This window comes from Streptomyces sp. NPDC008238, assembly GCF_042956445.1.
GTDB lineage: Bacteria > Actinomycetota > Actinomycetes > Streptomycetales > Streptomycetaceae > Actinacidiphila.
The window spans coordinates 169,260-195,139 of sequence record NZ_JBIBGK010000015.1 but is presented as its reverse complement, the minus strand read 5'-3'; the positions used below and the strand labels follow the sequence as shown (position 1 = coordinate 195,139).

The following is a 25,880-nucleotide window of genomic DNA, read 5'->3' as shown; positions in this document are numbered from 1 at the left end:
GTGCATGGCGGGCAGCACTCGTCGGTGCCGTCGCTGCTGCACATCAAATACACGTCAGCGTCCAGAACGCCCACCCCTACGACCCCACCCCCTCCCTATCGACGGCGACCAACGGCCGGTGGGCGGTCCGAAGGCGGTCCGGCGCACCCCGGTTCCCCAACTGCCCCCGACCGGGGAGACGGGCAGCGTGGCTGTGCGGTCGCAGGGCGGTCCGGGGTCACCCCGGTCGCCCTACTACCCCCGACCGGCCGTTGTGCGCTCATACGACGGGAGGGGGTGTGTCGGGGTGCGCCCGGAAACGACGAGCGGCGGACGCGGTGCCGAATGACGTTGGCGTAAACCGCGAGCGTTGAGGACGTGCGCCGGCGCGGCGCCGACCCCCGACGAACTTGCGCAGGCCCGCACCAATCGGGCCGGGCAATCGGGAGGGAGGGCGGGAGACAGCCCGCCGCAGGCGCAAACAACCCGCACACAAGAACCGGCCGCAACCAAACGACCCGCACACAACAACCGGGCAGCCCGGCGCAGCCGCCCGCAGGCGAAAACAACCCGTACACAACAGCAGGCCGCAACCGCGAACCCCGGGTAGCGCCGCAGGTGTGATCTTGGGCGCTGCGCCCCAGCCCCACCGCACCGTAGGGTTGGTGCGGGGCAGGGTCGCCCCGCAACCCCACCCCGTCACGCCGCGAGGCAAACGCCGCGAGGCAACCGCCGCGAGGCACACCCTAGGAGCCGCACCGCCATGACCGCCGCCGAGGACCGCAACGACCCACCCGCACCCGCCTACCCCGTCGGACTGCGCCTCACGGGCCGGCGCGTGGTCGTCCTCGGCGGCGGCCAGGTGGCCCAGCGCAGGCTGCCCCCGCTGGTCGCGGCCGGGGCCGACGTCGTCCTGGTCTCCCCGTCCGCGACGCCGTCCGTGGACGCGATGGCCGCCGCCGGCGAGATCCGCTGGGAGCGCCGCCGTTACCGGCCCGGCGACCTCGCGGACGCCTGGTACGCGCTGATCGCCACCACCGACCCCGAGGCGAACGCCGCGGCCTCCGCGGAGGCGGAGGAGCGCCGGGTGTGGTGCGTCCGCAGCGACGACGCCGACGCGGCGACCGCGTGGACCCCGGCGACCGGCCGGACCGAGGGCGTGACGGTGGCCGTCCTGACCGGCCGGGACCCGCGGCGTTCCGCGGCCGTGCGGGACGCGATCGTGGAGGGCCTGCGCGACGGCTCGCTCGCGGCGCCGCAGCACCGGGGGAGGACCCCGGGGGTGGCGCTGGTGGGCGGCGGCCCGGGCGACCCGGACCTGATCACCGTGCGCGGCCGCCGGCTGCTCGCGGAGGCGGACGTGGTCATCGCCGACCGCCTCGGCCCGCGCGACCTGCTCGACGAACTGCCCCCGCACGTCGAGGTGATCGACGCCGCCAAGATCCCGTACGGCCGGGCGATGGCCCAGGAGGCGATCAACGCGGCGCTGATCGAGCACGCGAAGGCCGGCAAGGCGGTCGTGCGGCTCAAGGGCGGGGACCCGTACGTGTTCGGGCGCGGCATGGAGGAGGCGGAGGCGCTCGCCGAAGCCGGCATCCCCTGCACCGTGGTGCCCGGGATCTCCAGCTCCATCAGCGTTCCGGCCGCCGCCGGCATCCCGGTCACGCACCGGGGCGTGGCCCACGAGTTCACGGTGGTCAGCGGTCATGTGGCGCCGGAGGACCCGCGTTCGCTGGTGGACTGGGCGGCCCTCGCCCGGCTGCGCGGCACGCTGGTGCTGCTGATGGCCGTGGAGCGGATCGGCCCGATCGCGGCCGCGCTCGTGGAGCACGGCCGGGGCGCGGACACCCCCGTCGCGGTGGTCCAGGAGGGCACGACGGCGGCCCAGCGCCGGATCGACGCGACGCTCGCGACGGTGGGGGAGCGGGTGGCCGCGGAGGGCGTCCGGCCGCCCGCGGTGATCGTCATCGGCGAGGTCGTCGCCGTGGGCGATCGCGTAACCGGCGGTAACCAGTGACGTCGGTGCCGTTGGCACCGCACTTCGGACAAGGCAGTATCACCCTGTGGCTGAGCTCATCACCATCGACGATCCCGACGACCCGCGCCTGCGCGACTACACGTCCCTGACGGACGTGGAGCTGCGCCGGCGCCGCGAGCCCGCCGAGGGACTGTTCATCGCGGAGGGCGAGAAGGTCATCCGGCGCGCCCGGCAGGCCGGTTACCGCATGCGCTCCATGCTGCTGTCGGCCAAGTGGGTCGACGTCATGCGGGACGTCATCGACGAGGTCCCGGCGCCGGTGTACGCGGTCAGCCCGGAGCTCGCCGAGCAGGTGACCGGCTACCACGTGCACCGCGGCGCCCTCGCCTCGATGCAGCGCAGGCAACTGCCCGTCGCCGCCGACCTGCTGGGCGACGCGCGGCGGATCGTCGTCATGGAGTCGGTCAACGACCACACCAACATCGGCGCCATCTTCCGCAGCGCGGCGGCCCTCGGCATGGACGCCGTCCTGCTCTCCCCGGACTGCGCCGATCCGCTCTACCGCAGGTCGGTGAAGGTCTCGATGGGCGCCGTCTTCTCCGTGCCGTACGCCCGGCTGGAGAACTGGCCCCGCGACCTGGAGACGGTCAGGGCGGCGGGCTTCAAGCTGCTCGCGCTGACCCCCGACGATAAGGCCGCCGACATCGACGAGGCAGCCCCGCACCGGCTGGAACGCGCGGCGCTGATGCTCGGCGCCGAGGGCGACGGCCTGTCGACCCGTGCCCTGGTCGCCGCCGACGAGTGGGTGCGCATCCCAATGGCGCACGGGGTGGACTCGCTGAACGTGGGGGCGGCCGCCGCCGTCGCGTTCTACGCGGTGGCGACCGGCCGCCCCCGGGACTGACTCAGCCCGCCGCGGCCGGCAGGTCCACGAGCGCGGCGAGGGCGGCCCGGTGGCGGCCGGGCGTGCCCAGGGCGATCTCGTCGGCCTTGGCGCGCTTGAGCCGCAGGTGGGCCGGGTGCTCCCAGGTCATGCCGATGCCGCCGTGCAGTTGGACGCACTCCTCCGCGGCCCGCACCGCGACCGGGGCGCAGAACGCCTGTGCCACGGCGACCGCGACCGGGGCGTCCGCGCTGTCGCCCGCGAGCGCGTCGGCGGCGTTGCGCGCGGCGGCGCGGGACTGGACGACCTCCAGCCACAGGTCCGCCAGCCGGTGCTTGAGGGCCTGGAAGGAGCCCACGACCCGGCCGAACTGGTGACGCTCCTTCAGGTACGCCACCGTCTCATCCAGGCACCGCTGGGCCAGGCCCAGTTGCTCCGAGGCCAGCAGTCCGGCACCCGTCAGCAGCGCCCGTTCCACGGCCGCCGCGGCCGTCGCGGGCCCGGCGACCCGGCGGGCCGCCGCCCCGTCGAAGGCGAGGTCGGCGATCGGCCGGGTCAGGTCGAGCGGCACCGGCACGGACAGGGCGACGCCGGGTGCCTCGGTGGGTACCTCGTACAGCCCGGGCCCGTCGGGGCCGGTCGCCGGCACGATCAGCACGTCCGCCGCGGTCGCGTCGGCGACGCTGGTCACGCGCCCGCGGAGGACGCCGTCCGCGTCGGCCCGCACCGCCCGGCCGAGGTCCGCACCCGGCGCCGAGGGCAGCGGCACGGCCAGCGCCGCCGTCCGCTCGCCCTCCGCCAGCCGCGCCACGAGGGCGTCGGCCTCCGAGGTGCCGCTCGCCAGCAGGGCCGTGGTGGCCAGCACGGCACTCCCCAGGAAGGGCACGGGCGCCACGAAGGCACCGAGTTCCTCCAGCACGACCGCGGCCTCCCGCGCGGAGGCCCCCTGGCCGCCCAGCTTCTCCGGCACCAGCAGCCCGGCGACCCCCACCTCGCGGGCCAGGGTGCGCCACAGCGCGGCGTCGTACGGCTCCGCGCCCTCGCAGCGCGCCAGGACGTCCGCCGGCGCGCACCGGTCGGTGAGCAGAGCGCGCACCGCGGCGCGCAGGTCGTTCTCGACGTCGGAGTAGAGCAGGTCGGAACTCATCGCGGCAGGTCCTTCCAGGGGACGTCCTTGTCCGTACGGGGCTCGGAGGGCAGGCCGAGGACACGCTCGGAGATGATGTTGCGAAGGATCTCGGACGTCCCGCCCTCGATCGAGTTGCCCTTGGCCCGCAGGTATCGGTAGCCGGCGTCACGGCCGTAGAAGTCGACGATCTCCGGGCGGGTCATCGTCCAGTCGCCGTAGCGCAGTCCGTCCTCGCCGAGCAGCTCGACCTCCAGGCCGCTGATGCGCTGGTTGAGCGAGGCGAACGCGAGCTTCATGCCCGAGCCCTCGGGGCCCGGGGCGCCCAGCGCGAGCTGCTGCCGCAGCCGTTCGCCGGTGAGACGGGTGACCTCGGCGTCCACCCACAGCCGCAGCAGCCGGTCGTGCAGGTCCGGCGTGCGCAGCCCGGGCCGCTCCCGCCACGTCGCGGCGACGGTGCCGATCATCCCGCCCTCGCGGGGGAGCGCCGTGCCGCCGATGGCGACCCGCTCGTTCATCAGCGTCGTCTGCGCCACCCGCCAGCCGTCGCCGACCTCGCCCAGGCGGTGCGCGTCGGGGATCCGCACGTCCGTCAGGAAGACCTCGTTGAACTCGGCCTCACCCGTGATCTGCCGCAGCGGCCGCACCTCGACGCCGGGGGCGGTCATGTCGCACACGAAGTACGTGATGCCCTGGTGCTTGGGGACGTCCGGGTCGGTGCGGGCGATGAGGATCGCCCAGCGCGCGTTGTGGGCGTTGGACGTCCACACCTTCTGGCCGGTCACGATCCAGTCGTCGCCGTCGTGTACGGCCCTGGTGCGCAGGCCCGCCAGGTCCGAGCCGGCGCCGGGCTCGCTGAACAGCTGGCACCAGACCTCCTCCCCGGTCCACAGCGGGCGCAGGAAGCGCGCCTTCTGCTCCTGCGTGCCGTACCGGAGCACGGTGGGGGCGGCCATCCCGAGGCCGATGCCGATCCGCCGCGGCTCGTTGTCCGGCGCCCCGGCGGCGCCCAGCTCGGCGTCCACGACCCCCTGCATCGCGCGGGGCGCGCCCAGGCCGCCGAGGCCCTCCGGGTAGTGCACCCACGCCAGCCCGGCGTCGAACCGGGCCCGCAGGAAGTCCGGGCGGGCGGTCGCCGCCGGATCGTGAGAGGCCAGCAGCGCGCGCACGCGCTCGCGCAGCACCTCCGGTGTGACCGTCATGCGAATGCGTCCCTCCGCGTATGGGTAGCCTAAGCAAGCGCTTAGAAATTAACCCACGGGGCGCACTTTCGTCACCCCCCCGGGACGTTGTGTGCGGCGCCGTTGTGGGTTCTGTCGAGGGTTCTCCCACCCTCCCGCCCGATTGCCCGGCATGGTTGGTGCGGGCCTGCGCACTGTGCATGGGTGGGCCGGGGGCGGGGCCTCCGGGGTGGGCATTCTGTACCGCATATTTATGTGCATGGCGGGCAGCACTTGTTCTTGCCGTCGCTGCCGCACATCAAATACACGTCAGCGTCCAGAACGCCCACCCTCCCCCAGCCTTCGGCCGGGGGTGCCCCCCCCTCCCCCACCCCCTCCGTATCAACAGCGACCAACGGCCGGTGGAGGGTCACAAGGCAGTCCGGGGCACCGCACCTGTCCGACGCACCCCCAACGGGACACCCTGCGCCCGCACAAGAGGAAGGGGCCGTGGCGGGGTGCTCCCGCCTGGCCGAAGGCTGGGGGATGCGGGTGGCAGACCCGGTGCCCGAATGATGCGGGCGTGAACCGTAGGGCCGTAGGGGGTCACTGGGCGGTTCGGGGCGCCTCCGGACTGCCTCCATGCCCCCGACCGGCCGTTGTGCGCCCATACCTCGGGAGGGGGTGTGTCGGGGTGCGCCCGGAAACGACGAGCGGTGAAGTGCGGCGCCCGACGATGTGGAGGTAAACCGCGAGCGTTCTGGGGGTCCCCCCGGCCGAAGGCTGGGGGAGTGCGCCGGCGCGGCCACGACCCCAGACGAACTTGCGCAGGCCCGCACCGGGAGGGTGGGAGACAGCCCGCCGCAGGCGCAACGCACCCGCACACAACCACCGGGCGGCACGGCGCAGCCGCCCGCAGGCGCAGACAACCCCGCACGCAAACAACCGGGCGGCACGGCGCAGCCGCCCACAGCGGAGCCCCGCTACGGCACGTGCGGCACGCTCGCCCCGCCCCCCGGACCCGGCAACAACCCGATCCCCCGGCTGGGCCCCTGGCACCCCTGCGCCGCGGCGATGCCGAGCGCGACGAGGAGCGTCACGGTGACGAAGACGATGAGCCGCTGCCGCAACAGCCTCCGGTCGGCGCCCGGTCGGCGGCCCGCGGGAGTGCGGGGGGCCGGGGTGCGCCCCGAGGGCGTCCGGGCCGGGGTACGGGGCGTGGCGGGCGTCCGCGGGGAGGCCGGGGTGCGCGGCGGAGGCGCCGCCGGCGTGCCCGTCGCCGTCCGCCGCTCGGTCTGCTGCTCCGCGTACGCCTGCGCCCGCGGCCCCGTCGGCCGCTCAGGACGCGGACCGGACGCCTTGGGCACGATGTCGCGCCGCCCGGTCACCGCGCCCAGGCCGCGTGCCTCCCGGGCGGCGATCTCGGCCAGCCGCTCGGAGAGTTGGACGGTGCTGGGCCGCTGCTCCGGGTCCTTGGCGAGGCACGCGTACACCAGCGGGGCCAGTGAGTCCGGCACCCCGGTGAGGTCCGGCTCCTCGTGGACGACCCGGTAGAGCATGACCTCGGAACTGCCCTGCCCGAAGGGCGAGTCGCCCATCGCCGCGTACGCCAGCGTCGCGCCGAAGGCGAAGACGTCGGTGGCCGGGGTGACCGCCGCCCCGCGCACCTGCTCCGGCGCGAGGAAGCCGGGGGAGCCGACGGCGGTGCCCACGTGGGTGAGGGTGCTCGCGCCGGTGGACCAGGCGATGCCGAAGTCGATGATCCGCGGGCCCTTGGGCGACAGCAGGATGTTGGAGGGCTTCAGGTCGCGGTGGACGACCCCGGCCTCGTGGACGGCGACCAGTCCCTCCGCCAGGGCGGCGCCGATGGTCGCGGTCTCCGCCGCCGGGAGCATGCCGTCCCGTGCGACCTTGTCGTGCAGCGAGGGCCCGGGCACGTACTGCGTGGCGAACCACGGGCGGTCCGCCTCCAGGTCGGCGGCGACCAGCCGGGCCGTGCAGCCGCCGCGGATGCGTCTCGCGGCGGACACCTCGCGGGCGAAGCGGGAGCGGAACTCCTGGTCCTCGGCCAGTTCGGGGCGGATGACCTTCAGCGCGACCCGCTGGCCGCGCTTGTCGGCGCCCAGGTAGACGACGCCCATGCCGCCCGCGCCCAGCCGGCGGTGCAGCCGGAACGAGCCGACGACACGCGGGTCCTCGCGCCGGAGCCGCATCATCGCCATGTCGTCCATCCCCGCTGCCTGCCTGGCCAGTCTGACCCCGACAGCTTACGGACTGACCGACCGTCGCGCCGCGAGGCCGCGCCCGCGCGGGGCGGCGGATTGTCAGTGCCGGATGGGATCCTTGAAGGGTGGGGAAGATTCCGGCCGCTGACGGCCCGGAATTTCGTCATGCCGTCAACAGTCCGTCGCGCAAGGGAGATTGACGCCATGAAGGGTGATCGAGTGGAGATAGTCGTCGACGCCGGCGACACGACAAGGACGTACGAAGTGGTCGCCACCAGGGCGGGCCGCAGGGTCGAGACCGCGGTCCGCCGAGGGGTGGTGGAAGTGAGCGAAGTCACCAGGTCCGGCTCCGTGGTGCGCACCGCGCGCTTCATGGCCACCCGGGTCCTCGCTCTGGTCGAACAGCCCATGCCCACCGGCGACGCGGAGGACGAGGAGCGGGCCTGACGGGCCCCGGCCGCACCCGCCCGGGGGATCCCCTCGGGGATGTCCCGGGGGTGCGGCCGGATCCCTCCACCCAGGGGAGTACGCGGCCGGTCCCCGAGTCATCCTCGGGGAGGCCAGGGAAGCGGTACGAGGGCATGACGACCGCTGCCCGCCCCGCGCCTAGTGTTGAGGTCAAGCGGCGGGCGGAGCACTCGTCCCCCGAGGTCAAACGCCCGCCGCCCCGACAACTGTGCATGATCACGGACCACGACCCGGGAGAGGGCCATGGCGAACACGGTGAGCCGTACGGTGCGGCCGACGCGCGGCCGCAGGATCGCCGCCTTCGGCATACGCCCGTCGGGCACCCGGCATCCGCTGGTGGCGGTGGCGATGGTGCTGCCGCTCGCGGTGCTGCTCGCGGTGGCCTTCGGCGGCTGGGACGCGGTGGTCACACAGGCGTCGTCCGTAGCCGGTCTGATGGGGCGCTGACAGACGCCCCGCGGCCCCGGATGAGCGGTCCGGGTCCGTGAGGACCGGTGAACAACCCCGTGGGGACGGGGGTACGGCGGACGGCACGAATGCCCGGGTACCTGTGGCGGTACCCGGGCATCGCACCCGGCATTGCCAGTGGGCGGCGCGCTGCCGCACAGTGGGCCGGTGACACGGGCGGTGGGGGAGGAAGTGAGCAGCAGCGGAGCACCGCTGACGCAGGCCCTGGGGGCGGTCGCGGCAGCGGCCTCGCGTGTGCCCGGCCAGGTGCGTTCCGGCGTCCTCGCCGAACGGCCCGATGTCATCGACGTCGCCGACGTCCTCGCCGAACGGCCCGACGTCACCGTCGTCCGCGGCGGCCGGCTCGTCGCCAAGGCGCACGCCCCGGGCACCGATCCCGGGGAACTCGCCCTGCGGCTGCGGGTGGCCGCCGATCCGCTGCTGCACGGTGTCCTGCTGGCCCCGGCGCCGTTGCCCGACCACGGGGGCGCGCTGAGCACCGTGCTCCTGGGCCGCACCGTGAGCCTGTGGCCCCTCGGCGAGCCCGTCGCCCACGACGACCCGGACTCCGCGCCCTGGGCCGAGGCCGGCGCGCTCCTGGCCCGGCTGCACACGGTGCCGCCGGCCCGGCTGCCCGGCCCGCTGCCGCGGATGCGCGGCCCGGTCAGGGCGGCCCGTGCGGTCGCCAGGATGCTCGCGGCGGCCGCCGGCGACCCGGCGGTGCTGGCCGCCTGGCAGGGCCTGCCGCCCTGGGCCCGCGGCGAGGCCCCGCAGCCCCGGCAGGTGCTGTGCCACGGCGACCTGCACATGGGCCAACTGGTGCGCCACCCGGCCCCCGACGGCCCCTGGTGCCTGATAGACGTGGACGACCTCGGGCTGGGCGAGCCCGCCTGGGACCTGGCCCGGCCCGCGATGTGGTTCGCCGCCGGGCTGCTCGACCCCGCCGACTGGGGCCGCTTCCTCGGCGCGTACCGCGCCGGCGGCGGCCCCGCCGTCCCGGCGGACGGCGACCCGTGGCCGCATCTCGACGTGGCGGCACGGGCGTTGGCCGTACAGACCGCGGCGACAGCCGTCGCCAAGGCCGCGCAGGAGGGCCGCGTGCTCGACGGGACGGAACAGTCCGTCCTCGACACGTGCCGCCGAATCGCGGAAGTAAAGTGCAGTTCTACGCCGGGGGACGACCCCCGGCCGGCGCGAACGAGGAGATGAGCCGACGATGCTCTGTCCCAAGTGTCATGGCCCGATGCAGACGTTCACCCGCAGCGGCGTCCAGATCGAGCAGTGCGGCAACTGCCGGGGGATCTTCCTGGACTACGGGGAGCTCGAGGCGCTGACCCGCATGGAGGGGCAGTACGCCCAGCCCGCCCCGCCGCCCGCGGGCTACCCGCAGGCGTACCCGCAGCAGCACGCCGCACCGGCCTGGGGTGCCCCGCACGGCGGCCACCACGGCGGTCACCACGGCCACCACAAGCACCAGAGCTGGGCCCACATGCTCTTCTCGTCGTGAAACGACCGAGGGCCGGAGCGAACGCTCCGGCCCTCGGGTGCTGGTGGACGATACTGGGATTGAACCAGTGACCTCTTCCGTGTCAGGGAAGCGCTCTCCCGCTGAGCTAATCGTCCTCGGTACTGCGGGTGGTGCTGGTGCAGCGTGCGCGATACTGGGATTGAACCAGTGACCTCTTCCGTGTCAGGGAAGCGCTCTCCCGCTGAGCTAATCGCGCTCGGGACCCCGTGCCGAAGCGCTGGGGAAGGCCCTTCCGGGCCCAGTGGACGATACTGGGATTGAACCAGTGACCTCTTCCGTGTCAGGGAAGCGCTCTCCCGCTGAGCTAATCGTCCTCAGAGGTGGAGACGGGATTTGAACCCGTGTAGACGGCTTTGCAGGCCGTTGCCTCGCCTCTCGGCCACTCCACCAGCGCGGGGGCGGTGACCCCCACTTCGAGCGGACGACGAGATTCGAACTCGCGACCCTCACCTTGGCAAGGTGATGCTCTACCAACTGAGCCACGTCCGCAGCGTCTCCCCCGGAGCTCGCACCCGGGCGGGACCTCCGCCGGTGCGCTTCCGCGTCCCGGCGACGAGTTGAACTCTAGCGGATTACGGCTCCGCCACCAAAACGCGTTTGCGCAGCGTGCCGGGTCGGTGACCAGCGCATCTCGTCCGTCGCCGCCGACTTAGACTCGCACTCGCCCCTCCGGACCGACCTGGGAAGCCCCGTGCCCGACCTCGAGCCCCTCGCCAGATTCGGCGGCCTCGTCGCCTCCGACCTGCGGGATGTCACCACCGACCCGGCCGCGCTGGACTCCTCCGGCTTCTGGGCCGTCGTCGCCGGATTCGAGGGCGGGACGGTCTGCGCGCGCTTCGGGAACGTGCGGCGGGAACCCGCCGCGGCGCCGCCCCGCCGGCTCTGGAAGGGCCCCGCGCGCGGCGACTGGACGTCCTCTCTGGACCGCGCCGGGTACACCGCCGGAGTGCGCCGGGTCCGCGAGTACATCGCGGCGGGCGAGGTCTACCAGGCCAACCTCTGCCGGGTGCTCACCGCGCCGCTGCCCGACCCGGACGCCGACATCGACGCCCTCGCCGCCGTCCTCGCCCGCGGCAACCCCGCCCCCCACGCCGGGACGGTCCGGCTGCCCGCGCACGGCATAGAGGTGGCCAGCGCGTCCCCCGAACTCTTCCTGCGCCGCCGGGGCGAGGTGGTCGAGTCCGGTCCGATCAAGGGCACCGGCCGCACGGAGGCCGACCTGCTGCCCAAGGACCACGCCGAGAACGTCATGATCGTCGACCTGGTCCGCAACGACCTCGGGCAGGTCTGCGCCACCGGCACCGTGACCGTCCCCGAGCTCTGCGTCGTGGAGAAGCACCCCGGTCTCGTCCACCTCGTCTCCACGGTGCGCGGCGAACTGCGCGAGGGCGCCGGATGGGCCGCGCTGCTGGACGCCGCGTTCCCGCCGGGCTCCGTCACCGGCGCGCCCAAGTCCAGCGCCCTGCGCGTCATCGCCGAACTGGAGACCGCCCCCCGCGGCCCCTATTGCGGCGGCATCGGCTGGGTCGACGCCGACCGCGGTACCGGCGAGCTCGCCGTGGGCATCCGCACCTTCTGGATCGACCGCGCCGCCCCCGGCGGCCCCGTGCTGCGCTTCGGCACCGGCGCCGGGATCACCTGGGGCTCCGACCCGGAGCGGGAGTGGGACGAGACGGAACTGAAGGCATCCCGGCTGCTGGCGGTAGCGTCGGGTACGTACGACTCGAACGAAGGCGAACGGAACCATGGGGCAGAGTGACACCGTGAGCACGACCACCGCCGGCGCGATCTGGGTCAACGGCGCGCTGCGCGAGACCGACGAGGCGTCCGTGTCCGTCATGGACCACGGCCTGACCGTCGGGGACGGCGTCTTCGAGACGCTCAAGGCCACCGGGGGCAGTGCCTTCGCGATGGACCGGCACCTGCGCCGGCTGGCCCGCTCCGCGCGCGGCCTCGGCCTGCCCGAGCCCGACCTGGACGAGGTGCGGCACGCCTGCGAGGCGGTGCTCGCCGCCAACCCGGTGGCCCACGGCCGGCTCCGCGTCACCTACACCGGGGGCACCTCGCCGCTCGGCTCCGAACGCGGCACCACCGGCCCCACCCTGGTCGTCGCCCTCGGTGCCGCGACCGTCCGCCCGGACACGACGGCCGTCGTCACCGTCCCCTGGACCCGCAACGAGAAGGGCGCGCTCGCCGGGCTGAAGACCACCTCGTACGGGGAGAACGTCGTCGCCCTGGCCCGCGCCCACCAGCACGGCGCCTCCGAGGCGCTGTTCGCCAACACGCAGGGACGCCTCTGCGAGGGCACCGGCTCCAACGTCTTCGTCGTGCTCGGCGGCACGCTGCTCACGCCGCCGCTCGCCTCCGGGTGCCTCGCCGGGATCACCCGCGAACTGGTCGTGGAGTGGGCCGGCGCCGAGGAGGCCGACCTGCCGTTCGAGGTGCTCGCCGAGGCGGAGGAGATCTTCGTGACCTCCTCGCTGCGCGACGTCCAGGGCGTCCACCGGGTCGACGACCGCGAACTGGCCACCGGGGCCCGTCCCGGCCCGGTCACGGCCAAGGCCATGCGCGTCTTCGCGGAGCGCTCGGCGGAGCACCCCAACCCCTGAGCGTGGGCCCGGGTGGTCGAACCCGTGACGTGACCGCGGCGACCCGGTAGAACTCCACACCATGACCACCACCCTGCGCGCGGCCGAGCCCGAGCAGCGCTGGCGCGGCGGAGTACGCGCCCGCCGTTTCCACGTCTGCGTCAACGGGCGGCCGGTGGGGGAGACCACCCTGTCCACCGACGCCCGGTTCGGGCCGGCCGCCGGGCGCATCGTCGCGCTGCGCGTCGACCCCGACCAGCAGCGCCGCGGCCGCGGCACGGTCGCGGCGCTCGCCGCGGAGGAGGTCCTGCGCGGCTGGGGCTGCCGCCGCATCGAGGTCTCGGTGCGGACGCAGGACACGGCCGCGCTCCGGCTCGCGGGCGCCCTCGGCTACGTCGTCCGCAACCGCACCATGCTCAAGGCGCTGCGCGACGTGCCGCCGGCGCTGCCGGAGGGCGGCGTCGTGCGGCCCATGACCGAGGCGGAGTACCCGGGGTGGGCGGCCCGCAGGCGGGAGGAGTACGTACGGTCCTGGACGCGGCACGGTGTGCCGCAGGCGGAGGCCCTCGCCAAGGCCGAGGCGGACGACCGGACCGCCCTCCCCGAGGGAGTCGCGACGCCGGGTGCGGTGCTGAGGGTGCTGGAGGCCGGCGGGACCGGGGAGGCGGTCGGCGACCTGTGGGTGGGGCGCAGGGACGAGGACACGGGGTTCGTCCTCCACGTGCACGTCGCCGAGGCGCACCGCCGGCGGGGCCACGGGCGCACCCTCATGCTCGCCGCCGAGCGGGAGTGCGTGGCCGCCGGCCTGGAGCGGCTGGGGCTGAACGTCTTCGCCGGGAACGAGGCGGCGCAGGCGCTCTACGGGGCGCTGGGATACGCGGTGACGGAGGTGCACCTGGCGAAGCCGCTGCTCTGAGCGGCGGTGGGTGTGGCTGCGGCGCGTTGCCGCGTGCGGGTGCGCTGCGCCTTCGGGCGGGCATCCTCACCCGCCCTCCGGTGCGGTCGGCGCTGCCCCACGTCATGCGGCACCGGGTCCCCCGCCCGTCACCCGCGGGGCGCCCCGTCGCACCCCCTCCGGCCCTCCGGGCGACCGGCGGCCGGACGAGGTGTGCGGGACGGTCAGCGCCCCAGGGCGGCGTCCGCGAGGGATTCGATGCGGGCGCGGAGGCCCTCCTGCGACGTGCCGCCGTCGAGGCGTTCGCCGGAGATGACGTAGGTGGGGGTGCCGGTGACGCCGATGGCCTTGCCCTCGGCGTGGTCGGCGTCGACGACGAGGAGGTGCCGCCCGTCGACGAGCGCCGTGTCGACCTCCTCCGCGTCGAGCCCCAGACCGGCCGCGATCTCGACCAGCAGCGCCTCGCCCCGCTCGCCCAGGTCCTCGGTACGGGCGAGGACCGCCTCGGCGTACTCCCAGCCGCGGCCCTGGGCGAAGGCCTCCTCCGCGGCCTGGGCGGCGGCGTAGGCGTGCTTGTGCTTCTCCAGGGGGAAGTGCCGCAGCTGGATCTCCAGGGCGTCGCCGTAGCGCTCGCGCAGGGCGTGCAGGTCGGTGAGCGCGGTGGCGCAGTCGGGGCACTGGAGTTCGCACCAGTACTCGAGGACGACGGTGCGGGGAGTCGCTTCGTTCATGGGGTCAGTCTCCCACCGGGGGAGGAGCCGTCCCGGAGATCACCCTGAGGTTGCCGCCGGGCCGTGGCCCGCAGGTGGGGGACGGGTGCACGATGGAGCGAGCAGACCCTTTCGGAGGAGCTCCGCATGCTGACCTCGACCGTGTGTGTCGCGCTGTCCGCGGCGGGCCTGGCGATCGCCCTGCTCACCGCGTACCGGCGCAGGTTCCGCAGGGCGACGATGATCGCGGCGGTGGCGCTGCTACCCGTCGGCCTGTACATGACGGGCCTGGTCTCGCTGGCCGGGACCGTCGTCCGGGCCGTCGCCGACTGGGCCGTGGACCTGGTGTTCAAGCCCTCGGTGTGGGCGGGCTTCGCCGTGCTCGCCCTGTCGGTGGTGCTGTACGTCCTCGCGCGGGTCGCCGGGCGCCGCAAGGGCGTCGCGGAGCCGAAGGCGGGCCGGGCGGTCGCGCCGGGTGCGGGGGCCGGTGCGGGGGCGGGGGCGCCCGCTCTCGCGCAGGGGAAGAAACCGGTCCCGAAGACGGCGAAGACCGATCCCGACCTGGCCGAATTCGGTGAGATCGAGGAGATCCTCAAGCGCAGGGGCATCTGAGCGGCGTGTTGGTGGCAGGGGGTGGCGACGTTGCGTCATCATCGCCGTGGCGGACCTCAACTACCGCCCCCTGAGCGGGATTTGGCGTGTCCGGGGGCGTACGGTTGTGCGAGTTCGCGTCCCTCCCAGCACACCGTAAGGCCATGGAAGCCGAAGCAGACGACGACGAGCCCCGCGGTTGCCTGTTCGCGCTCTCCCAGCCGCCGCTGATGCTGTTCCTGACCGTGATCGGCGGTCTGCTCGCCCTGGGCGGGATCTACGACCTCTGGCCGTTCTGAGCCGGCACGGCGACGGCCTCCCGGCGGCGCGCCCGGTAGGCGGCGACGTGGAGCCGGTTGCCGCAGGTGCGGCTGTCGCAGTAGCGGCGCGAGCGGTTCCGTGACAGGTCGACGAAGGCGCGCCGGCAGTCCGGGGCGTCGCAGCGGCGCAGCCGCTCCCGCTCCCCGGCCACGAGGAGGAAGGCCAGGGCCATCCCGCAGTCGGCGGCCAGGTGCTCGGCGAGGGAGGCGCCCGGGGCGAAGTAGTGCACGTGCCAGTCGTAGCCGTCGTGGTCGGTCAGCCGGGGCGTGGTGCCGGCCTCGGCGACGAGCGAGTTGATCAGTGCCGCGGCCTCGGGCGTGCCGGGCGCGGAGAAGACCTGGGCGAAGAGCTGCCGGACGGCGCGTACCGCGACGAGGTCGTCCTCGTCGAGCGTTCCCACCTCGCTGACCTCGTTGCGCTCCACGAAGGCGCGCAGCGCCGCGAGGTCGGCCAGACCCTCGCGCCCGTCACTCTCCGGAGTGGTGTTGATGAGATCCACCACGCAGTCGAGTGCACACCTGGTGTCATGGTTGATCAGCACGGGATCGCTCTCTCCCTGGCCTGGTGGGTCGGGCGTTCCGGTGACTGTAGCGCGAGAGCCGTCGTCGTGGAGCGTGCTGCTCCCCGACGACGGCTCCGGCAGGTCGGGTCCGCGCCGTACCCCCGAGATGCGTACGGCGACGGACGGTCGGTGGACTCAGCTCTCGGCGAGGATGTGCGAGAGCTCGGTGTCCAGGTCGAAATGGCGGTGTTCGGTGCCGGGGGGCACCGCGGCGTCGGTCCGCTTGAGGAACGACTCCAGGGCCCGCGCCGGGGCCTCGAGCAGCGCCTCCCCCTCCGGAGAGCTGAGGGCGATGCACACGACGCCCTGGCCGTGACTGCGGGACGGCCAGACCCGGACGTCGCCGGTGCCGGTGGGCCGGTGCAGACCTTCGGCGAGCAGGTCGCGGGCGAACACCCATTCGACTGTCTCCTCGGCACCGGTGTGGAAGGTGGCGTGCACGGCGTAGGGATCGGCCGTGTCGTACCGCAAGCCCGCGGGTACGGGCAGTGACGATTCGCTCGACACAACGAGGCGCAGGTGCAGCTCGCAGCTGACCGTGGTGTTCATAAGCGCCAGGGCCTTTCGCTCAGTGTGCGCTCGGGGATTCGCACGTCGGCGAAATCGACATGCCACCTGCGGGGACGTTGTAAACCCCTCTGACGGGTTTGTGAGGGTTCCGGTACCTCGTCCGGCCGAGTTCTTTTCCTCCCCGGCGAGCCATTCCGGTGACGAGGTGGCTTCGGGTAAGTTTGGGAACATGACTGCGGAGAGTGACGAGCGGGAGGTGGCTGTGGCCATGGATCCCGCGGCCGTCGACAACGGGGACGGCGGGGACACGGAGCCCGAGGGCTCCGAGCGCCCGCTGGGGTCGAGGGCGCCGCGTTTCATCCGGCGCTCCCGCGCACTGCACGTGAGCTGGCAGGTCGGGGTCTTCCTGGTGGGTCTGGCGATCGTCGGGGCGGGCGTCGTCCTGCTCCCGCTGCCGGGGCCCGGCTGGGTGGTGATCTTCGCCGGCATGGCGGTCTGGGCGACCGAGTTCGTCTGGGCCCAGCTCGTCCTGCGCTGGACGAAGCGGAAGGTGACGGAGGCGGCACAGAAGGCGCTCGACCCGAGGGTGCGGCGGCGGAACGTGACGCTGACCGTCATCGGGCTGGTGATCATCGGCGTGCTGCTGGGGTACTACGTGTGGCGCTTCGGCTTCGTGATGCCCTGGAAGGCCGACCTGCACTGAAGGTGGTCGGGGCACCCGCTGACATGCGGTAATGTTGTCCCCGCACCGGGGCGATTAGCTCAGCGGGAGAGCACTTCGTTCACACCGAAGGGGTCACTGGTTCGATCCCAGTATCGCCCACCCCGACCGAGGGCCCGGAAGCCGGCAACGGCTTCCGGGCCCTCGTCGTGTGTGCGCCCGCGAGTATGAGACGACGCCCTGGGCCGCCGCGGACCGTCCCGGCGGGGAAGCGGCGTCGTCGTGTGCGCGGACCGGCCTTCCGGGGCCTCCGCTTGGGCCGCGCCTGAGCCGTGGCCCCGAGGCCGGCGCCGGGGAGCGGCCCGCGGCCTGACCGACCGTTACGTTCCGTCGCCGCAGCGGGAATTCGTCACCGCCGACGCGTTCTTCCTCTTTCCCGTGGCGCAATTCATGCGCAATCTCCCCGGGAATTGGGACGAGGCCGCGCGCCTCCGCATCTTCTGGAGCTTTGCGCTCCCTTTGTGCCGGCCCGCGAACGATTTCAGCGGACCCCTGCGGTATCCGGACGGGTCCGGCGCAGGCCGCAGGACGCGAGCACGAGGTGCAGGCGCTCCTCGGTGGCCTCGGCGAGGGGCGGGAGCAGCAGCGTCGCGATGCCCGCCTCGACCGCCGCACCGTCGTAGGCGGAACGGTCCCCGACCACCAGCGCCTCCTCCGGGCCCGCCCCGATACCGTCCAACGCCAGCCGGAAGAGGGCGGGATCGGGCTTGCAGACACCGTGCTCGAAGGACAGCACGAACCGGTCGACAGAGCCGTCGAGGCCGGCCTCCACGAACCAGGGCCGGATGTCGAAGTGGACGTCGCTGACCACGGCCACCCGCACCCCGGCGGCCTTCAGGGTCGCGAGCGTCCGCTCCACGTCCGCCGCGAACAGACCGACGTCCGGCCGCGCGAGCTCGTCGTACAGGGCGTCCCTCAGAGGCTCGTCGACACCCGCGGCCGAGGCCCAGCGCGCGAACCCGGCGCGGTACGACTCCACGGACGCGTCCGCGCCGGTCATCGCCCGCGCCACCTCCGGCCGCCCGATCGCCGCGGCGAGTGCCGCGCTGATCCGGCCGACCTCGGCCGGCGAGGTGTCCCGGGCGAGGCGCCGCAACGCCCCTTCGATCCACGACCCGCCCTTGGGAGCGGCGTGTTCGGGGCCCCACTTGGGGACGATGAGCGTTCCCACCCAGTCCAGGAGGACGGCCTTGAAGGCGGGCGTGTCTTCCCTGGGGCGCGCGTGTCCGGTCACGGCGGCCGTTGTACCAGTGCGTCACGCACGCGACCACGCCCCCCTCGTACGATGACTACCGCAGGCGTCCCAGCGCGTCCCGGACGCGGCGTACGTCGCGCAGACGCCGTTCGTACGTCGCGCCGACCGCCAGCAGGAGGACGCCGGCCAGGGCGAGCGGCACCCAGCGGGGGACCGTGCCGAGGGCCTGGGCGACGTAGGGCGCCAGTTCGTGCAGCGCGTCGAGCGCGAGCACGCCCGCCCCCAGCAGGAGCGGCGCCGCCAGCCGGTGCCGTGCGCCGAGGAGCAGGACGGCGAGGGAGGCCGCGCCCAGGGCGAGGGGGCGGACCCAGCCGGGGTCGCCCCAGGCGGCGGCGAGACTGGGGAGGAGAGTCGCCGCGAGGCCCGGGGCGTACGCGGCCCAGGACGAGGACGCGGGGTCGCGGCGCCGCCGCAGGAAGCCGACGGCCAGGGCGGCGGCGGTGACGGGCAGCGTGTACGCCTCCGGGGCCCCGACGTCGGACGCGGCGAGCCGCACCCAACTGGCCGCGATCATCAGGCAGGTCGCGACGTACCCGAGCCGGCGCCGGTCGGCCCGCAGCGCGGCGACGGCCGCGGTGAGGACGCCCGCGAGGGCGAGGGACAGGGCGAGCGTCCCGGGGTCGTCGGCGGTGAGGCCGATCCCCAGGAGGGCGGCGGCGTGGCCGGGGTGCTCGAAGGGGCGGCCGGGGGCGCGAAGGGCGGCGGCCTGGGCGGCCGCGGCGATCGCGAGGAGGGTGAACGCGGCCGCGTGGACGGGCAGTCCGATCCAGGCGAGGCCCGCCGCGCAGGCGACCACGGCGGGCGCGGTCACCACCCGGGTGCGCGACGCCACGGCGTACAGCGCCCCGAAGCAGACCAGCAGTACGGCGAGGACCGTGAGCGTCGTCGTGCGCTCCGGGTGGGCCCAGGCGACGGCCGTCGCGGCGAGCCCGCAGGCGCCGGCCAGGGCGGTCCAGGTGAGTGCCCGCGCCGACAGGGCGAGCAGCGCGGCCACGACGACGAGGCGTACGGGCAGCGGCGCGGGCGCGCACACGGCGACCGCGGCCGTCACCAGGGCGCCGGAGGCGGCGAGCGGGGCGTACGGGGTGCCGCGGTGCAGCCGTGCCGCCGCGGCCAGTTCGGCGGCGAGCAGGCCGGCCACCGCGGCGGCGCTGTACGGCCCCTCCCACGCGTCCGGGGTCAGCACGCCCACGGTCAGCGGGGGCAGCGCCCACAGCAGCGCCAGGGCGTGCACCGCGGCGGCACCGGCGGCGAGACCCGCGGCCACCGGGCGGAGCCGGGCCGGGACGGCGAAGGCGGCGACGCCCAGGACGAGCGCCGCGCACAGCAGGTACTCCGGCACGATCCAGTCGGCGGTCACGGCGGTCCGCACGACCCCGCCGGCCGCGCCGACGAATGCGAGGGCCGCGACCCCGGACAGCATCCCGGAGACGGCGGTGGGCACGGCCGGGCGCAGGGCGACGGCGAGCGCCACCGCCGCGGCGCCCAGCAGCAGCGCGCCGGCCCGCAGTGCCGCGCCGCCGTCGCCTGCGGAGACGGAGAGCCCGCCCGCGGTGAGCAGTCCGGCCGTACCGGCGGCCGTGCCGGCGACGGCGGCGGTGATCCGCGTCCCGCGCCCGCCGGCCAGGAGGGCGCCGGCCGCGTCCAGCGCGGCCGTGACGAGCAGGGCCGCGGCGATCCCGTACGCAGATCCCGTCGCCGACGCCCACAGCACCAGGGGGAGTTGACCTGTCGTCACGGCGAAGGGCACCGGCAGCACGAGCCGCCCGAGCGCCTTCCCGTACCCGGCCCAGAGCGCTCCGACGACGGCCAGCGACACCGCCGCGTAGCGCAGTGCGTCGGCGCCGTCGAAGGCCACGCGGTGCAGCGCATAGGCGTCGAGCAGCAGCAGGACGAGGCCGAGGCAGGCGACCACCTCGGCCGTCGCCGTCATGGCGCGGCGCAGCAGCAGCGCGGGGACGCCCGTCGCCGCGAGCGTCAGGGCGCCCAGGACGGCGGCACGGCCGCCGATGCCGAGCCGGCCCCAGCTGATGACGGTGAACGCGACGGCGGCGACCGCCAGCAGCACGCCGCCCAGGGCGAGCAGCAGGTTCTGCACCGCACGCGGCGAGGCCTCGCGCCGCGCCGGGGCACCCCACGGCGTCCCGGCCCCCGCCCCCGCGCCCCACGGCGCCGGCGGGTACGGAGGCCGCAGTCGCGCCAGCAACTGCCCGCGCCGCAGGAGGAGACGGCCGCGTTCGGCGTCCAGCCGCAGGAGCGCGCGGTCGGTCTCGCGCAGTTCCTCCGCGACCGGCCCGGTCAGGGGCAGCGCGCAGCGCGGGCAGGCGGGCGGTGCGGTCGCGGGCAGGTAGGCGCCGCACGCGGGGCAGCGGTCGTGCGGCGGGGGCATCGTCTCCATGGCTCGGAGTGTGGCGCGGCGCACATGACCGGGCATGCGCGCTGGTACTCAGATCCGCGCTGAGTACGCACACTGGCCTCATGGACTGGAGCCGTTACCGCTTCCGCAGTCTGTGGCGCATCGCCGCCCCGCCCGAGGCCGTGTACGGCCTCCTGGAGCGCCCGCACGAGTACCCGGCCTGGTGGCCGCAGGTCCGCGAGGTGCGGCAGACCGGCGAGACCGTCGGCACCCTGCGCTTCCGCTCGGTCCTGCCGTACGACCTGTTCGTCACCGCGCACCAGACCCGCCGCGACCCGCGGGCCCGGGTCCTGGAGGCGGCGATGTACGGGGACCTGGAGGGGTGGGTGCGCTGGACGGTCGGCGCGGACGGCGCGGACGGCGCGGGCGGCGGGACCCGGCTCCTCTTCGAGGAGGACGTGGTCGTCAACAAGCCGCTGATGCGGCGGCTGGCCGTGCCGTGCCGGCCGCTGTTCCGGGCCAACCACGCCCTGATGATGCGGCAGGGCCGGCGCGGCCTGGCCGCCCGGCTGCGCGCGGAGGGCGCACCCGGCGGGCAAGCCGTTTGAACGCAGCCGCCCGCGCCCTGTATTGTTCAGTCGTCCCGGGCGATTAGCTCAGCGGGAGAGCACTTCGTTCACACCGAAGGGGTCACTGGTTCGATCCCAGTATCGCCCACCCTCACGAAGGGGCCGGTCCATCAGGACCGGCCCCTTTGTCGTGCGCGGCTAGGCCGCCGGTTCCTGCGGGGCCCGTACCGGCGACGGCCGCAGCGGCCAGGCCGGGTCGACCCGGTCGTCAGTGCCGCTGCGGGCGAACCACGCCTGCAGCCCCCGGGCCTGGCCCGCGTGCCAGAGGGCCTGCCGGGCGTGCAGTTCGGCGGGTGGCACCTCGCCTATCCGCGCGGAGAAGCGGTGCCCCAGCACCCGTACGAGGGCGAGCGCGGCGAGGGCGTCCGCGGCGGCGTCGTGGGCGTCGGTGAGCGTCACGCCGTAGTGGGCGCACAGGTCGGTCAGGGTGCGGCGGCCCTTGCGGTAGCGGTCGAGGTGCTTGTCCAGGACCCGGGGGTCGAGGACGCGCAGCGGGCCGCGGACCAGGTAGGCGTCGAGCGCCATGCCGCGGTGGCGCCTCAACTCCCGGTCGAGCAGCGTCAGGTCGAAGGGCGCGTTCATCACCACCAGCGGCACGCCGGCCGCGGCCTGGTCGGCCAGCGCGCGTGCCAGTTCCTCCACCACCGGGCCTGGACGGCGTCCGTTGGCCCGTAGGTAGTCGTCGTCCAGCCCGTGTACCGCGCGGGCCCCTTCGGGCACCGGGACCCCCGGGTCCACCAGCCAGCGGGTCGTCCTGGCCGGTGTGCCGGGGGCGTCCTCGACCACCAACGCGGCCGAGACGACCCGGTCGTGCTCCACGTCGACCCCCGTGGTCTCCGTGTCGAAGGCGGCCAGCGGGCCGTCGTACCAGTGCGGCATGGCGCACCTCCCGTGCGGATCGCAGGATGTGGGCGGCCGGCGGCCCCCCTCACGGTACGTACCCGTGACCGCACGTCACCGAACCGCAACGGTTTGCGACTTGTCGCTGGTGGGGATGAAGAAGTCAACGGGGATCACCAGGATTCCCGGGCCCGGAAGGCACGGAGAGCGATGGCGCTCGAGCAGCCCGGCCCGGGTGGGCTGCTGTCCGAGCGGAACGCACCGCTGCGCGGCGGACTCGCCACCACCAGCTGCATGGAAACCCTCCAGGTGGGATACCTGCACGCGGTGGCGGCAGCCGCCGGCTGCTCGCTCGCCCAGCCCTTCCCGGACAACGGCATCGACTGGCACATAAGCCACAGTTCGCATGGTCACGACGTCGACGACGAGGTAACGATCAAGGTGCAGCTCAAGTGCACCTACCAGGTGGCCCCGCGGCCCCCCGGACCGACCTTCGCCTTCACGCTCGAGAACGAGCACCTGGTGAAGCTGGCCCGGAACCCGGTCTCGGTGCACAAGATCCTCGTGGTGATGCTCGTGCCGCGCACCCAGGAGGAGTGGCTGCGCGCCGGCCACGACCGGCTGGAACTGCGGCACTGCTGTTACTGGACGAACCTGGCCGGCCAGGCGGTGACCGGCCGGCGCAAGACCACCGTGCGGATACCCACCGCGCGGATCTTCGACGACCGGGCCCTGTGCGAGATCATGACGCGGGTCGGGGCGGGAGGGAGGCCCTGATGAGCCGGACGGCCGACGACGCACTCGTCCCGCCCGACCCCGAGCGCGTCGACCCCGGCGTCCTCGTCGCGCTGCTCGTCCGCCACGGCTGGCGGCGGCGCGGCGGCGCCCCGGGCCGCTACACGCGCTGGACGCCCCCCGGCGAGCCGGGATCCGCCGCCCGTACGAGCCTGCTGGTGCCCGAACGGCGCACCTCGGGCGCCCGCTACGCCGACCACGCCGAACTGCTGGGCGAGGCCCTGGACGCCCTCGCCCGCTGCGGCGAGCCGTCGGCGCGCGAGGTGCTGACCGCGCTCGCCGTCCCGGGCGACGAGGTCCGCTGGCACCGCGAGCCGCCGCCGGCCGCGGGCGCCGCCGTGCCCTGGACGGCGGCGGAGCAACTGCGGGCCGCCGCCCGCGCCATGCTGATGTCCGCCGCCCGCGCCGAACGCGACCGCTTCGGCTACTTCGGCGCGCGCCACACCGGGCACGCCGATGCCTTCCTGGAGCGGGTGCTGGTCGGTGACGCGCCGGGGCACCAGCTGACCGCGTACGCGCCGGTCCCCGACGGCCGGGCCACCGTGACCACGCTGCTGCGCGCCCTGCAGGCCACCCGGGACGCCGTGGACTACCAGCGGACGACCGGCGGCATGGAGGCCTTCGACGCCGCCGTCGGCCTCGGCGTCTGCCACGAACTGGCCGACTCCCTGATCCGGATGGTGCGCGGCACGGAGGGCGTGGCGGTCACCCTCGCCTGGTCACCGTCGGCCGGGCCGCCCGCGGGGTTCGCGACCGTGCCGGAGCCGGTCGAGTTCTCCCCTGGCGACCTCCCCGCGCTGGAGGCCGCCAGTGACCGTTACGTGCGCGAGGAACCCTCGGTCGACGTACGCGTCACCGGCACCGTCACCCGGCTCCGCCGGCCGCGGCCCTCCGGGGGCGGCACCATCCGGCTGCGCGTCCTGGCCGGCGCCGACGTCCGCCACATCCGCGTCCGGCTGCCCGAGGAGGGCTACCGCATCGCCGCCCAGGCACACCTGGTGGGGCTGCCCGTCCGGCTCTCCGGGCGGCTGGAGCGGCGGACGGGGTTCCGCCACCTCACCCACCCGTCCGCGCCGGCCCCCGTCCACGTCGACGAGGCCGACCGCGACCGGCTGCTGAAGGCACTGCACGGCGGCGTCGACACCTTCGAGGACTCCTTCGGCGGCTGACCGGGGCGCCCACGGACGGCGGCCGCGCCGCCGGGTGCCATCGCTTCGCGGGGCACCCGCGCGGCTCGGTAGGATTCAGCGGTGCAGCTTTCCGCTGCCGGGCCCAGTGGGACATACGTCAGGAGAGACCGGTGTCAGACGTCCGTGTGATCATCAAACGCGATTCCGAGGAGCAGGAAGAGCGGCTGGTCACGACGGGCACGACCGCGGCCGAGCTCTTCGACGGCGACCGCACCGTCGTCGCCGCGCGCGTCGGGGGCCAGCTCAAGGACCTCGCGTACCAGGTCGCCGACGGGGACGAGGTCGAGCCCGTCGGGATCGCCAGCGAGGACGGCCTCAACATCCTGCGCCACTCCACCGCGCACGTGATGGCCCAGGCCGTGCAGGAGCTCTTCCCGGAGGCCAAGCTCGGCATCGGCCCGCCGATCAAGGACGGCTTCTACTACGACTTCGACGTCGAGAAGCCCTTCCACCCCGACGACCTCAAGCGCATCGAGAAGAAGATGCAGGAGATCGTCAAGCGCGGCCAGCACTTCTCCCGCCGTGCCGTCAGCGACGACGCGGCCCGTGAGGAACTCGCCGACGAGCCCTACAAGCTGGAGCTGATCGGCCTCAAGGGCTCCGCCGCCGAGGCCGCCGAGGGCGCCTCCGCGGAGGTCGGCGCCGGCGAGCTGACCATCTACGACAACCTGGACGCCAAGACCGGCGAGCTGTGCTGGAAGGACCTCTGCCGCGGTCCCCACCTGCCCACCACCCGGATCATCCCGGCGTTCAAGCTGATGCGCTCGGCCGCCGCCTACTGGCGCGGCAGCGAGAAGAACAAGCAGCTGCAGCGCATCTACGGCACGGCCTGGCCGTCCCGGGACGAGCTGAAGGAGTACCTGGACTTCCTCGTCGAGGCCGAGAAGCGCGACCACCGCAAGCTCGGCGCGGAGCTCGACCTGTTCTCCATCCCGGAGCAGATCGGCTCGGGCCTGGCCGTCTTCCACCCCAAGGGCGGTATCGTCCGCCGGGTCATGGAGGACTACTCGCGCCGCCGGCACGAGGAGGAGGGCTACGAGTTCGTCTACACCCCGCACGCCACCAAGGGGAAGCTCTTCGAGACGTCGGGCCACCTGGACTGGTACGCCGACGGCATGTACCCGCCCATGCAGCTCGACGAGGGCGTGGACTACTACCTCAAGCCCATGAACTGCCCGATGCACAACCTGATCTTCGACGCGCGAGGCCGTTCGTACCGTGAACTGCCGCTGCGCCTGTTCGAGTTCGGCACCGTGTACCGGTACGAGAAGTCCGGCGTCGTGCACGGCCTCACCCGTGCCCGCGGCTTCACCCAGGACGACGCGCACATCTACTGCACCAAGGAGCAGATGGCGGACGAGCTCGACAAGACGCTCACCTTCGTCCTCAACCTGCTGCGCGACTACGGCCTGACCGACTTCTACCTGGAGCTGTCCACCAAGGACCCGGAGAAGTTCGTCGGCTCCGACGAGATCTGGGAGGAGGCCACCGAGACGCTGCGGCAGGTGGCCGAGAAGCAGGGCCTCCCGCTCGTCCCCGACCCGGGCGGCGCCGCGTTCTACGGTCCGAAGATCTCCGTCCAGGCCAAGGACGCCATCGGCCGCACCTGGCAGATGTCGACCGTGCAGCTCGACTTCAACCTGCCCGAGCGCTTCGACCTGGAGTACACGGCTGCCGACGGCACCAAGCAGCGCCCGGTCATGATCCACCGTGCGCTCTTCGGTTCCATCGAGCGCTTCTTCGCGGTGCTGCTGGAGCACTACGCGGGCGCCTTCCCGGCGTGGCTGGCCCCCGTCCAGGCGGTCGGCATCCCGATCGGCGACGCGCACGTGTCCTACCTGCAGGACTTCGCCGCCGAGGCGAGGAAGAAGGGCCTGCGGGTCGAGGTGGACGCCTCCGCCGACCGGATGCAGAAGAAGATCCGCAACGCGCAGCGGAGCAAGGTGCCGTTCATGGTCATCGTCGGCGACGAGGACATGGCGGCCGGATCGGTCTCCTTCCGCTACCGGGACGGCTCGCAGAAGAACGGCATCCCGCGCGAGGAGGCGATCGCCGAGATCGCCAAGGCCGTCGCGGACCGCGTCCAGGTCTGAGCCGCCGCCACGACGCACGGCGACGGGCCC

The 25,880-nt window shown here is 74.1% G+C and carries 25 protein-coding genes and 7 tRNA genes; 18 read left to right on the top strand and 14 right to left on the bottom strand.

Annotation, left to right across the window (positions count from 1 at the left end; all coding sequences use genetic code 11):
- The first annotated feature begins 742 nt into the window (after positions 1–742).
- A complete protein-coding gene (cobA, locus tag ACFZAU_RS27305; RefSeq protein ID WP_499603412.1) occupies positions 743–1,996 on the top strand; it encodes a uroporphyrinogen-III C-methyltransferase in 1,254 nt (417 codons plus the stop codon).
- Between the two features lie 46 nt (positions 1,997–2,042).
- Positions 2,043–2,861 (top strand): TrmH family RNA methyltransferase, encoded by an 819-nt coding sequence (locus tag ACFZAU_RS27300; RefSeq protein WP_500554331.1) that lies wholly within the window; start codon positions 2,043–2,045, stop codon positions 2,859–2,861.
- 1 nt (position 2,862) lies between these two features.
- Here the strand turns inward: ACFZAU_RS27300 and ACFZAU_RS27295 are convergent, their stop codons facing one another.
- From ACFZAU_RS27295 to ACFZAU_RS27285, 3 genes are all read right to left on the bottom strand, one after another.
- Positions 2,863–3,987 (bottom strand): acyl-CoA dehydrogenase family protein, encoded by a 1,125-nt coding sequence (locus ACFZAU_RS27295; protein ID WP_500554330.1) that lies wholly within the window; start codon positions 3,985–3,987, stop codon positions 2,863–2,865.
- Positions 3,984–5,168, bottom strand: a complete 1,185-nt coding sequence (locus ACFZAU_RS27290) for an acyl-CoA dehydrogenase family protein (RefSeq protein ID WP_500554329.1) — start codon at positions 5,166–5,168, stop codon at positions 3,984–3,986. Before ACFZAU_RS27290 ends, ACFZAU_RS27295 begins: the two co-directional genes overlap by 4 nt.
- Before the next feature lie 941 nt (positions 5,169–6,109).
- Complete coding sequence (locus ACFZAU_RS27285) at positions 6,110–7,348, bottom strand: serine/threonine-protein kinase (protein ID WP_500554336.1); 1,239 nt, start codon at positions 7,346–7,348, stop codon at positions 6,110–6,112.
- Positions 7,349–7,555: 207 nt separating this feature from the next.
- Between ACFZAU_RS27285 and ACFZAU_RS27280 the strand changes: the two genes are divergently transcribed.
- The 4 genes from ACFZAU_RS27280 (at position 7,556) to ACFZAU_RS27265 (ending at position 9,773) form a co-directional block, all read left to right on the top strand.
- Complete coding sequence (locus ACFZAU_RS27280) at positions 7,556–7,798, top strand: DUF8836 family protein (RefSeq protein ID WP_037733380.1); 243 nt, start codon at positions 7,556–7,558, stop codon at positions 7,796–7,798.
- A gap of 264 nt (positions 7,799–8,062) precedes the next feature.
- Positions 8,063–8,266 (top strand): hypothetical protein, encoded by a 204-nt coding sequence (locus ACFZAU_RS27275; RefSeq protein WP_499603408.1) that lies wholly within the window; start codon positions 8,063–8,065, stop codon positions 8,264–8,266.
- Between the two features lie 192 nt (positions 8,267–8,458).
- Complete coding sequence (locus ACFZAU_RS27270; RefSeq protein WP_500554335.1) at positions 8,459–9,475, top strand: phosphotransferase enzyme family protein; 1,017 nt, start codon at positions 8,459–8,461, stop codon at positions 9,473–9,475.
- A gap of 7 nt (positions 9,476–9,482) precedes the next feature.
- Entirely contained in the window at positions 9,483–9,773 is a 291-nt protein-coding gene (locus ACFZAU_RS27265; protein WP_500554328.1) for a TFIIB-type zinc ribbon-containing protein, read from the top strand.
- A 41-nt stretch (positions 9,774–9,814) separates the two neighbouring features.
- Here ACFZAU_RS27265 and ACFZAU_RS27260 read toward each other — a convergent pair.
- From ACFZAU_RS27260 to ACFZAU_RS27240, 5 genes are all read right to left on the bottom strand, one after another.
- Positions 9,815–9,889, bottom strand: a tRNA-Val gene (locus ACFZAU_RS27260).
- Between the two features lie 29 nt (positions 9,890–9,918).
- Positions 9,919–9,990, bottom strand: a tRNA-Val gene (locus ACFZAU_RS27255).
- A gap of 46 nt (positions 9,991–10,036) precedes the next feature.
- Positions 10,037–10,108, bottom strand: a tRNA-Val gene (locus tag ACFZAU_RS27250).
- Between the two features lie 4 nt (positions 10,109–10,112).
- Positions 10,113–10,183: transfer RNA gene (locus ACFZAU_RS27245), tRNA-Cys, on the bottom strand.
- Positions 10,184–10,210: 27 nt separating this feature from the next.
- A tRNA-Gly gene (locus ACFZAU_RS27240) sits at positions 10,211–10,283 on the bottom strand.
- A 202-nt stretch (positions 10,284–10,485) separates the two neighbouring features.
- Between ACFZAU_RS27240 and ACFZAU_RS27235 the strand changes: the two genes are divergently transcribed.
- The 3 genes from ACFZAU_RS27235 (at position 10,486) to ACFZAU_RS27225 (ending at position 13,298) form a co-directional block, all read left to right on the top strand.
- Entirely contained in the window at positions 10,486–11,553 is a 1,068-nt protein-coding gene (locus ACFZAU_RS27235) for a chorismate-binding protein (RefSeq protein WP_500554327.1), read from the top strand.
- Positions 11,540–12,403, top strand: a complete 864-nt coding sequence (locus tag ACFZAU_RS27230; RefSeq protein WP_500463500.1) for an aminotransferase class IV — start codon at positions 11,540–11,542, stop codon at positions 12,401–12,403. The genes ACFZAU_RS27235 and ACFZAU_RS27230 overlap by 14 nt, the downstream gene beginning before the upstream one ends.
- 61 nt (positions 12,404–12,464) lie before the next feature.
- A complete protein-coding gene (locus tag ACFZAU_RS27225; protein WP_500554326.1) occupies positions 12,465–13,298 on the top strand; it encodes a GNAT family N-acetyltransferase in 834 nt (277 codons plus the stop codon).
- A gap of 203 nt (positions 13,299–13,501) precedes the next feature.
- Here the strand turns inward: ACFZAU_RS27225 and ACFZAU_RS27220 are convergent, their stop codons facing one another.
- The gene (locus tag ACFZAU_RS27220) at positions 13,502–14,008 is read right to left on the bottom strand and encodes a DsbA family protein (protein WP_499603402.1); all 507 of its coding nucleotides are present in this window, start codon (positions 14,006–14,008) and stop codon (positions 13,502–13,504) included.
- 126 nt (positions 14,009–14,134) lie between these two features.
- On the opposite strand from ACFZAU_RS27220, the gene ACFZAU_RS27215 reads away from it, so the two are divergent.
- Both ACFZAU_RS27215 and ACFZAU_RS27210 read left to right on the top strand, forming a co-directional pair.
- Positions 14,135–14,599 carry a hypothetical protein gene (locus ACFZAU_RS27215; RefSeq protein ID WP_500554325.1) on the top strand — a complete coding sequence of 155 codons (465 nt, stop codon included), beginning with the start codon at positions 14,135–14,137 and terminating at the stop codon, positions 14,597–14,599.
- 143 nt (positions 14,600–14,742) lie between these two features.
- On the top strand, positions 14,743–14,877 hold the full coding sequence (locus tag ACFZAU_RS27210; RefSeq protein WP_499603399.1) for a hypothetical protein: 135 nt from the start codon (positions 14,743–14,745) through the stop codon (positions 14,875–14,877).
- Here the strand turns inward: ACFZAU_RS27210 and ACFZAU_RS27205 are convergent.
- Together ACFZAU_RS27205 and ACFZAU_RS27200 are read right to left on the bottom strand one after the other, a co-directional pair.
- Positions 14,856–15,440, bottom strand: a complete 585-nt coding sequence (locus tag ACFZAU_RS27205; RefSeq protein ID WP_499603398.1) for a CGNR zinc finger domain-containing protein — start codon at positions 15,438–15,440, stop codon at positions 14,856–14,858. The two genes, ACFZAU_RS27210 and ACFZAU_RS27205, sit on opposite strands and share 22 nt — an antisense overlap.
- Before the next feature lie 156 nt (positions 15,441–15,596).
- Entirely contained in the window at positions 15,597–16,010 is a 414-nt protein-coding gene (locus tag ACFZAU_RS27200; protein ID WP_003959770.1) for an SsgA family sporulation/cell division regulator, read from the bottom strand.
- A gap of 190 nt (positions 16,011–16,200) precedes the next feature.
- Here ACFZAU_RS27200 and ACFZAU_RS27195 point away from each other — a divergent pair, with 190 nt between their 5' ends.
- Both ACFZAU_RS27195 and ACFZAU_RS27190 read left to right on the top strand, forming a co-directional pair.
- On the top strand, positions 16,201–16,674 hold the full coding sequence (locus ACFZAU_RS27195; RefSeq protein ID WP_500554324.1) for a TIGR02611 family protein: 474 nt from the start codon (positions 16,201–16,203) through the stop codon (positions 16,672–16,674).
- Positions 16,675–16,722: 48 nt separating this feature from the next.
- Positions 16,723–16,794: transfer RNA gene (locus tag ACFZAU_RS27190), tRNA-Val, on the top strand.
- 379 nt (positions 16,795–17,173) lie between these two features.
- Here ACFZAU_RS27190 and ACFZAU_RS27185 read toward each other — a convergent pair.
- On the bottom strand, positions 17,174–17,926 hold the full coding sequence (locus ACFZAU_RS27185; RefSeq protein WP_500554323.1) for an HAD family hydrolase: 753 nt from the start codon (positions 17,924–17,926) through the stop codon (positions 17,174–17,176).
- A gap of 55 nt (positions 17,927–17,981) precedes the next feature.
- The gene (locus ACFZAU_RS27180) at positions 17,982–20,345 is read right to left on the bottom strand and encodes an SCO7613 C-terminal domain-containing membrane protein (protein ID WP_500554322.1); all 2,364 of its coding nucleotides are present in this window, start codon (positions 20,343–20,345) and stop codon (positions 17,982–17,984) included.
- 80 nt (positions 20,346–20,425) lie between these two features.
- On the opposite strand from ACFZAU_RS27180, the gene ACFZAU_RS27175 reads away from it, so the two are divergent.
- Entirely contained in the window at positions 20,426–20,911 is a 486-nt protein-coding gene (locus ACFZAU_RS27175; protein ID WP_500554321.1) for an SRPBCC family protein, read from the top strand.
- Between the two features lie 37 nt (positions 20,912–20,948).
- A tRNA-Val gene (locus tag ACFZAU_RS27170) sits at positions 20,949–21,020 on the top strand.
- 50 nt (positions 21,021–21,070) lie between these two features.
- Here the strand turns inward: ACFZAU_RS27170 and ACFZAU_RS27165 are convergent.
- Positions 21,071–21,811 carry an exonuclease domain-containing protein gene (locus ACFZAU_RS27165; protein WP_499603392.1) on the bottom strand — a complete coding sequence of 247 codons (741 nt, stop codon included), beginning with the start codon at positions 21,809–21,811 and terminating at the stop codon, positions 21,071–21,073.
- Between the two features lie 171 nt (positions 21,812–21,982).
- Here ACFZAU_RS27165 and ACFZAU_RS27160 point away from each other — a divergent pair, with 171 nt between their 5' ends.
- The 3 genes from ACFZAU_RS27160 to thrS all read left to right on the top strand — a co-directional run bounded on the left by ACFZAU_RS27160 (position 21,983) and on the right by thrS (position 25,850).
- Positions 21,983–22,549 carry a DUF4365 domain-containing protein gene (locus tag ACFZAU_RS27160; RefSeq protein WP_499603391.1) on the top strand — a complete coding sequence of 189 codons (567 nt, stop codon included), beginning with the start codon at positions 21,983–21,985 and terminating at the stop codon, positions 22,547–22,549.
- Positions 22,549–23,736 (top strand): hypothetical protein, encoded by a 1,188-nt coding sequence (locus tag ACFZAU_RS27155; protein ID WP_500463492.1) that lies wholly within the window; start codon positions 22,549–22,551, stop codon positions 23,734–23,736. The genes ACFZAU_RS27160 and ACFZAU_RS27155 overlap by 1 nt, the downstream gene beginning before the upstream one ends.
- Before the next feature lie 131 nt (positions 23,737–23,867).
- Positions 23,868–25,850, top strand: coding sequence for a threonine--tRNA ligase (thrS, locus tag ACFZAU_RS27150; protein ID WP_500554320.1), 1,983 nt, complete (start codon positions 23,868–23,870; stop codon positions 25,848–25,850).
- The last annotated feature ends 30 nt before the right edge of the window (positions 25,851–25,880 follow it).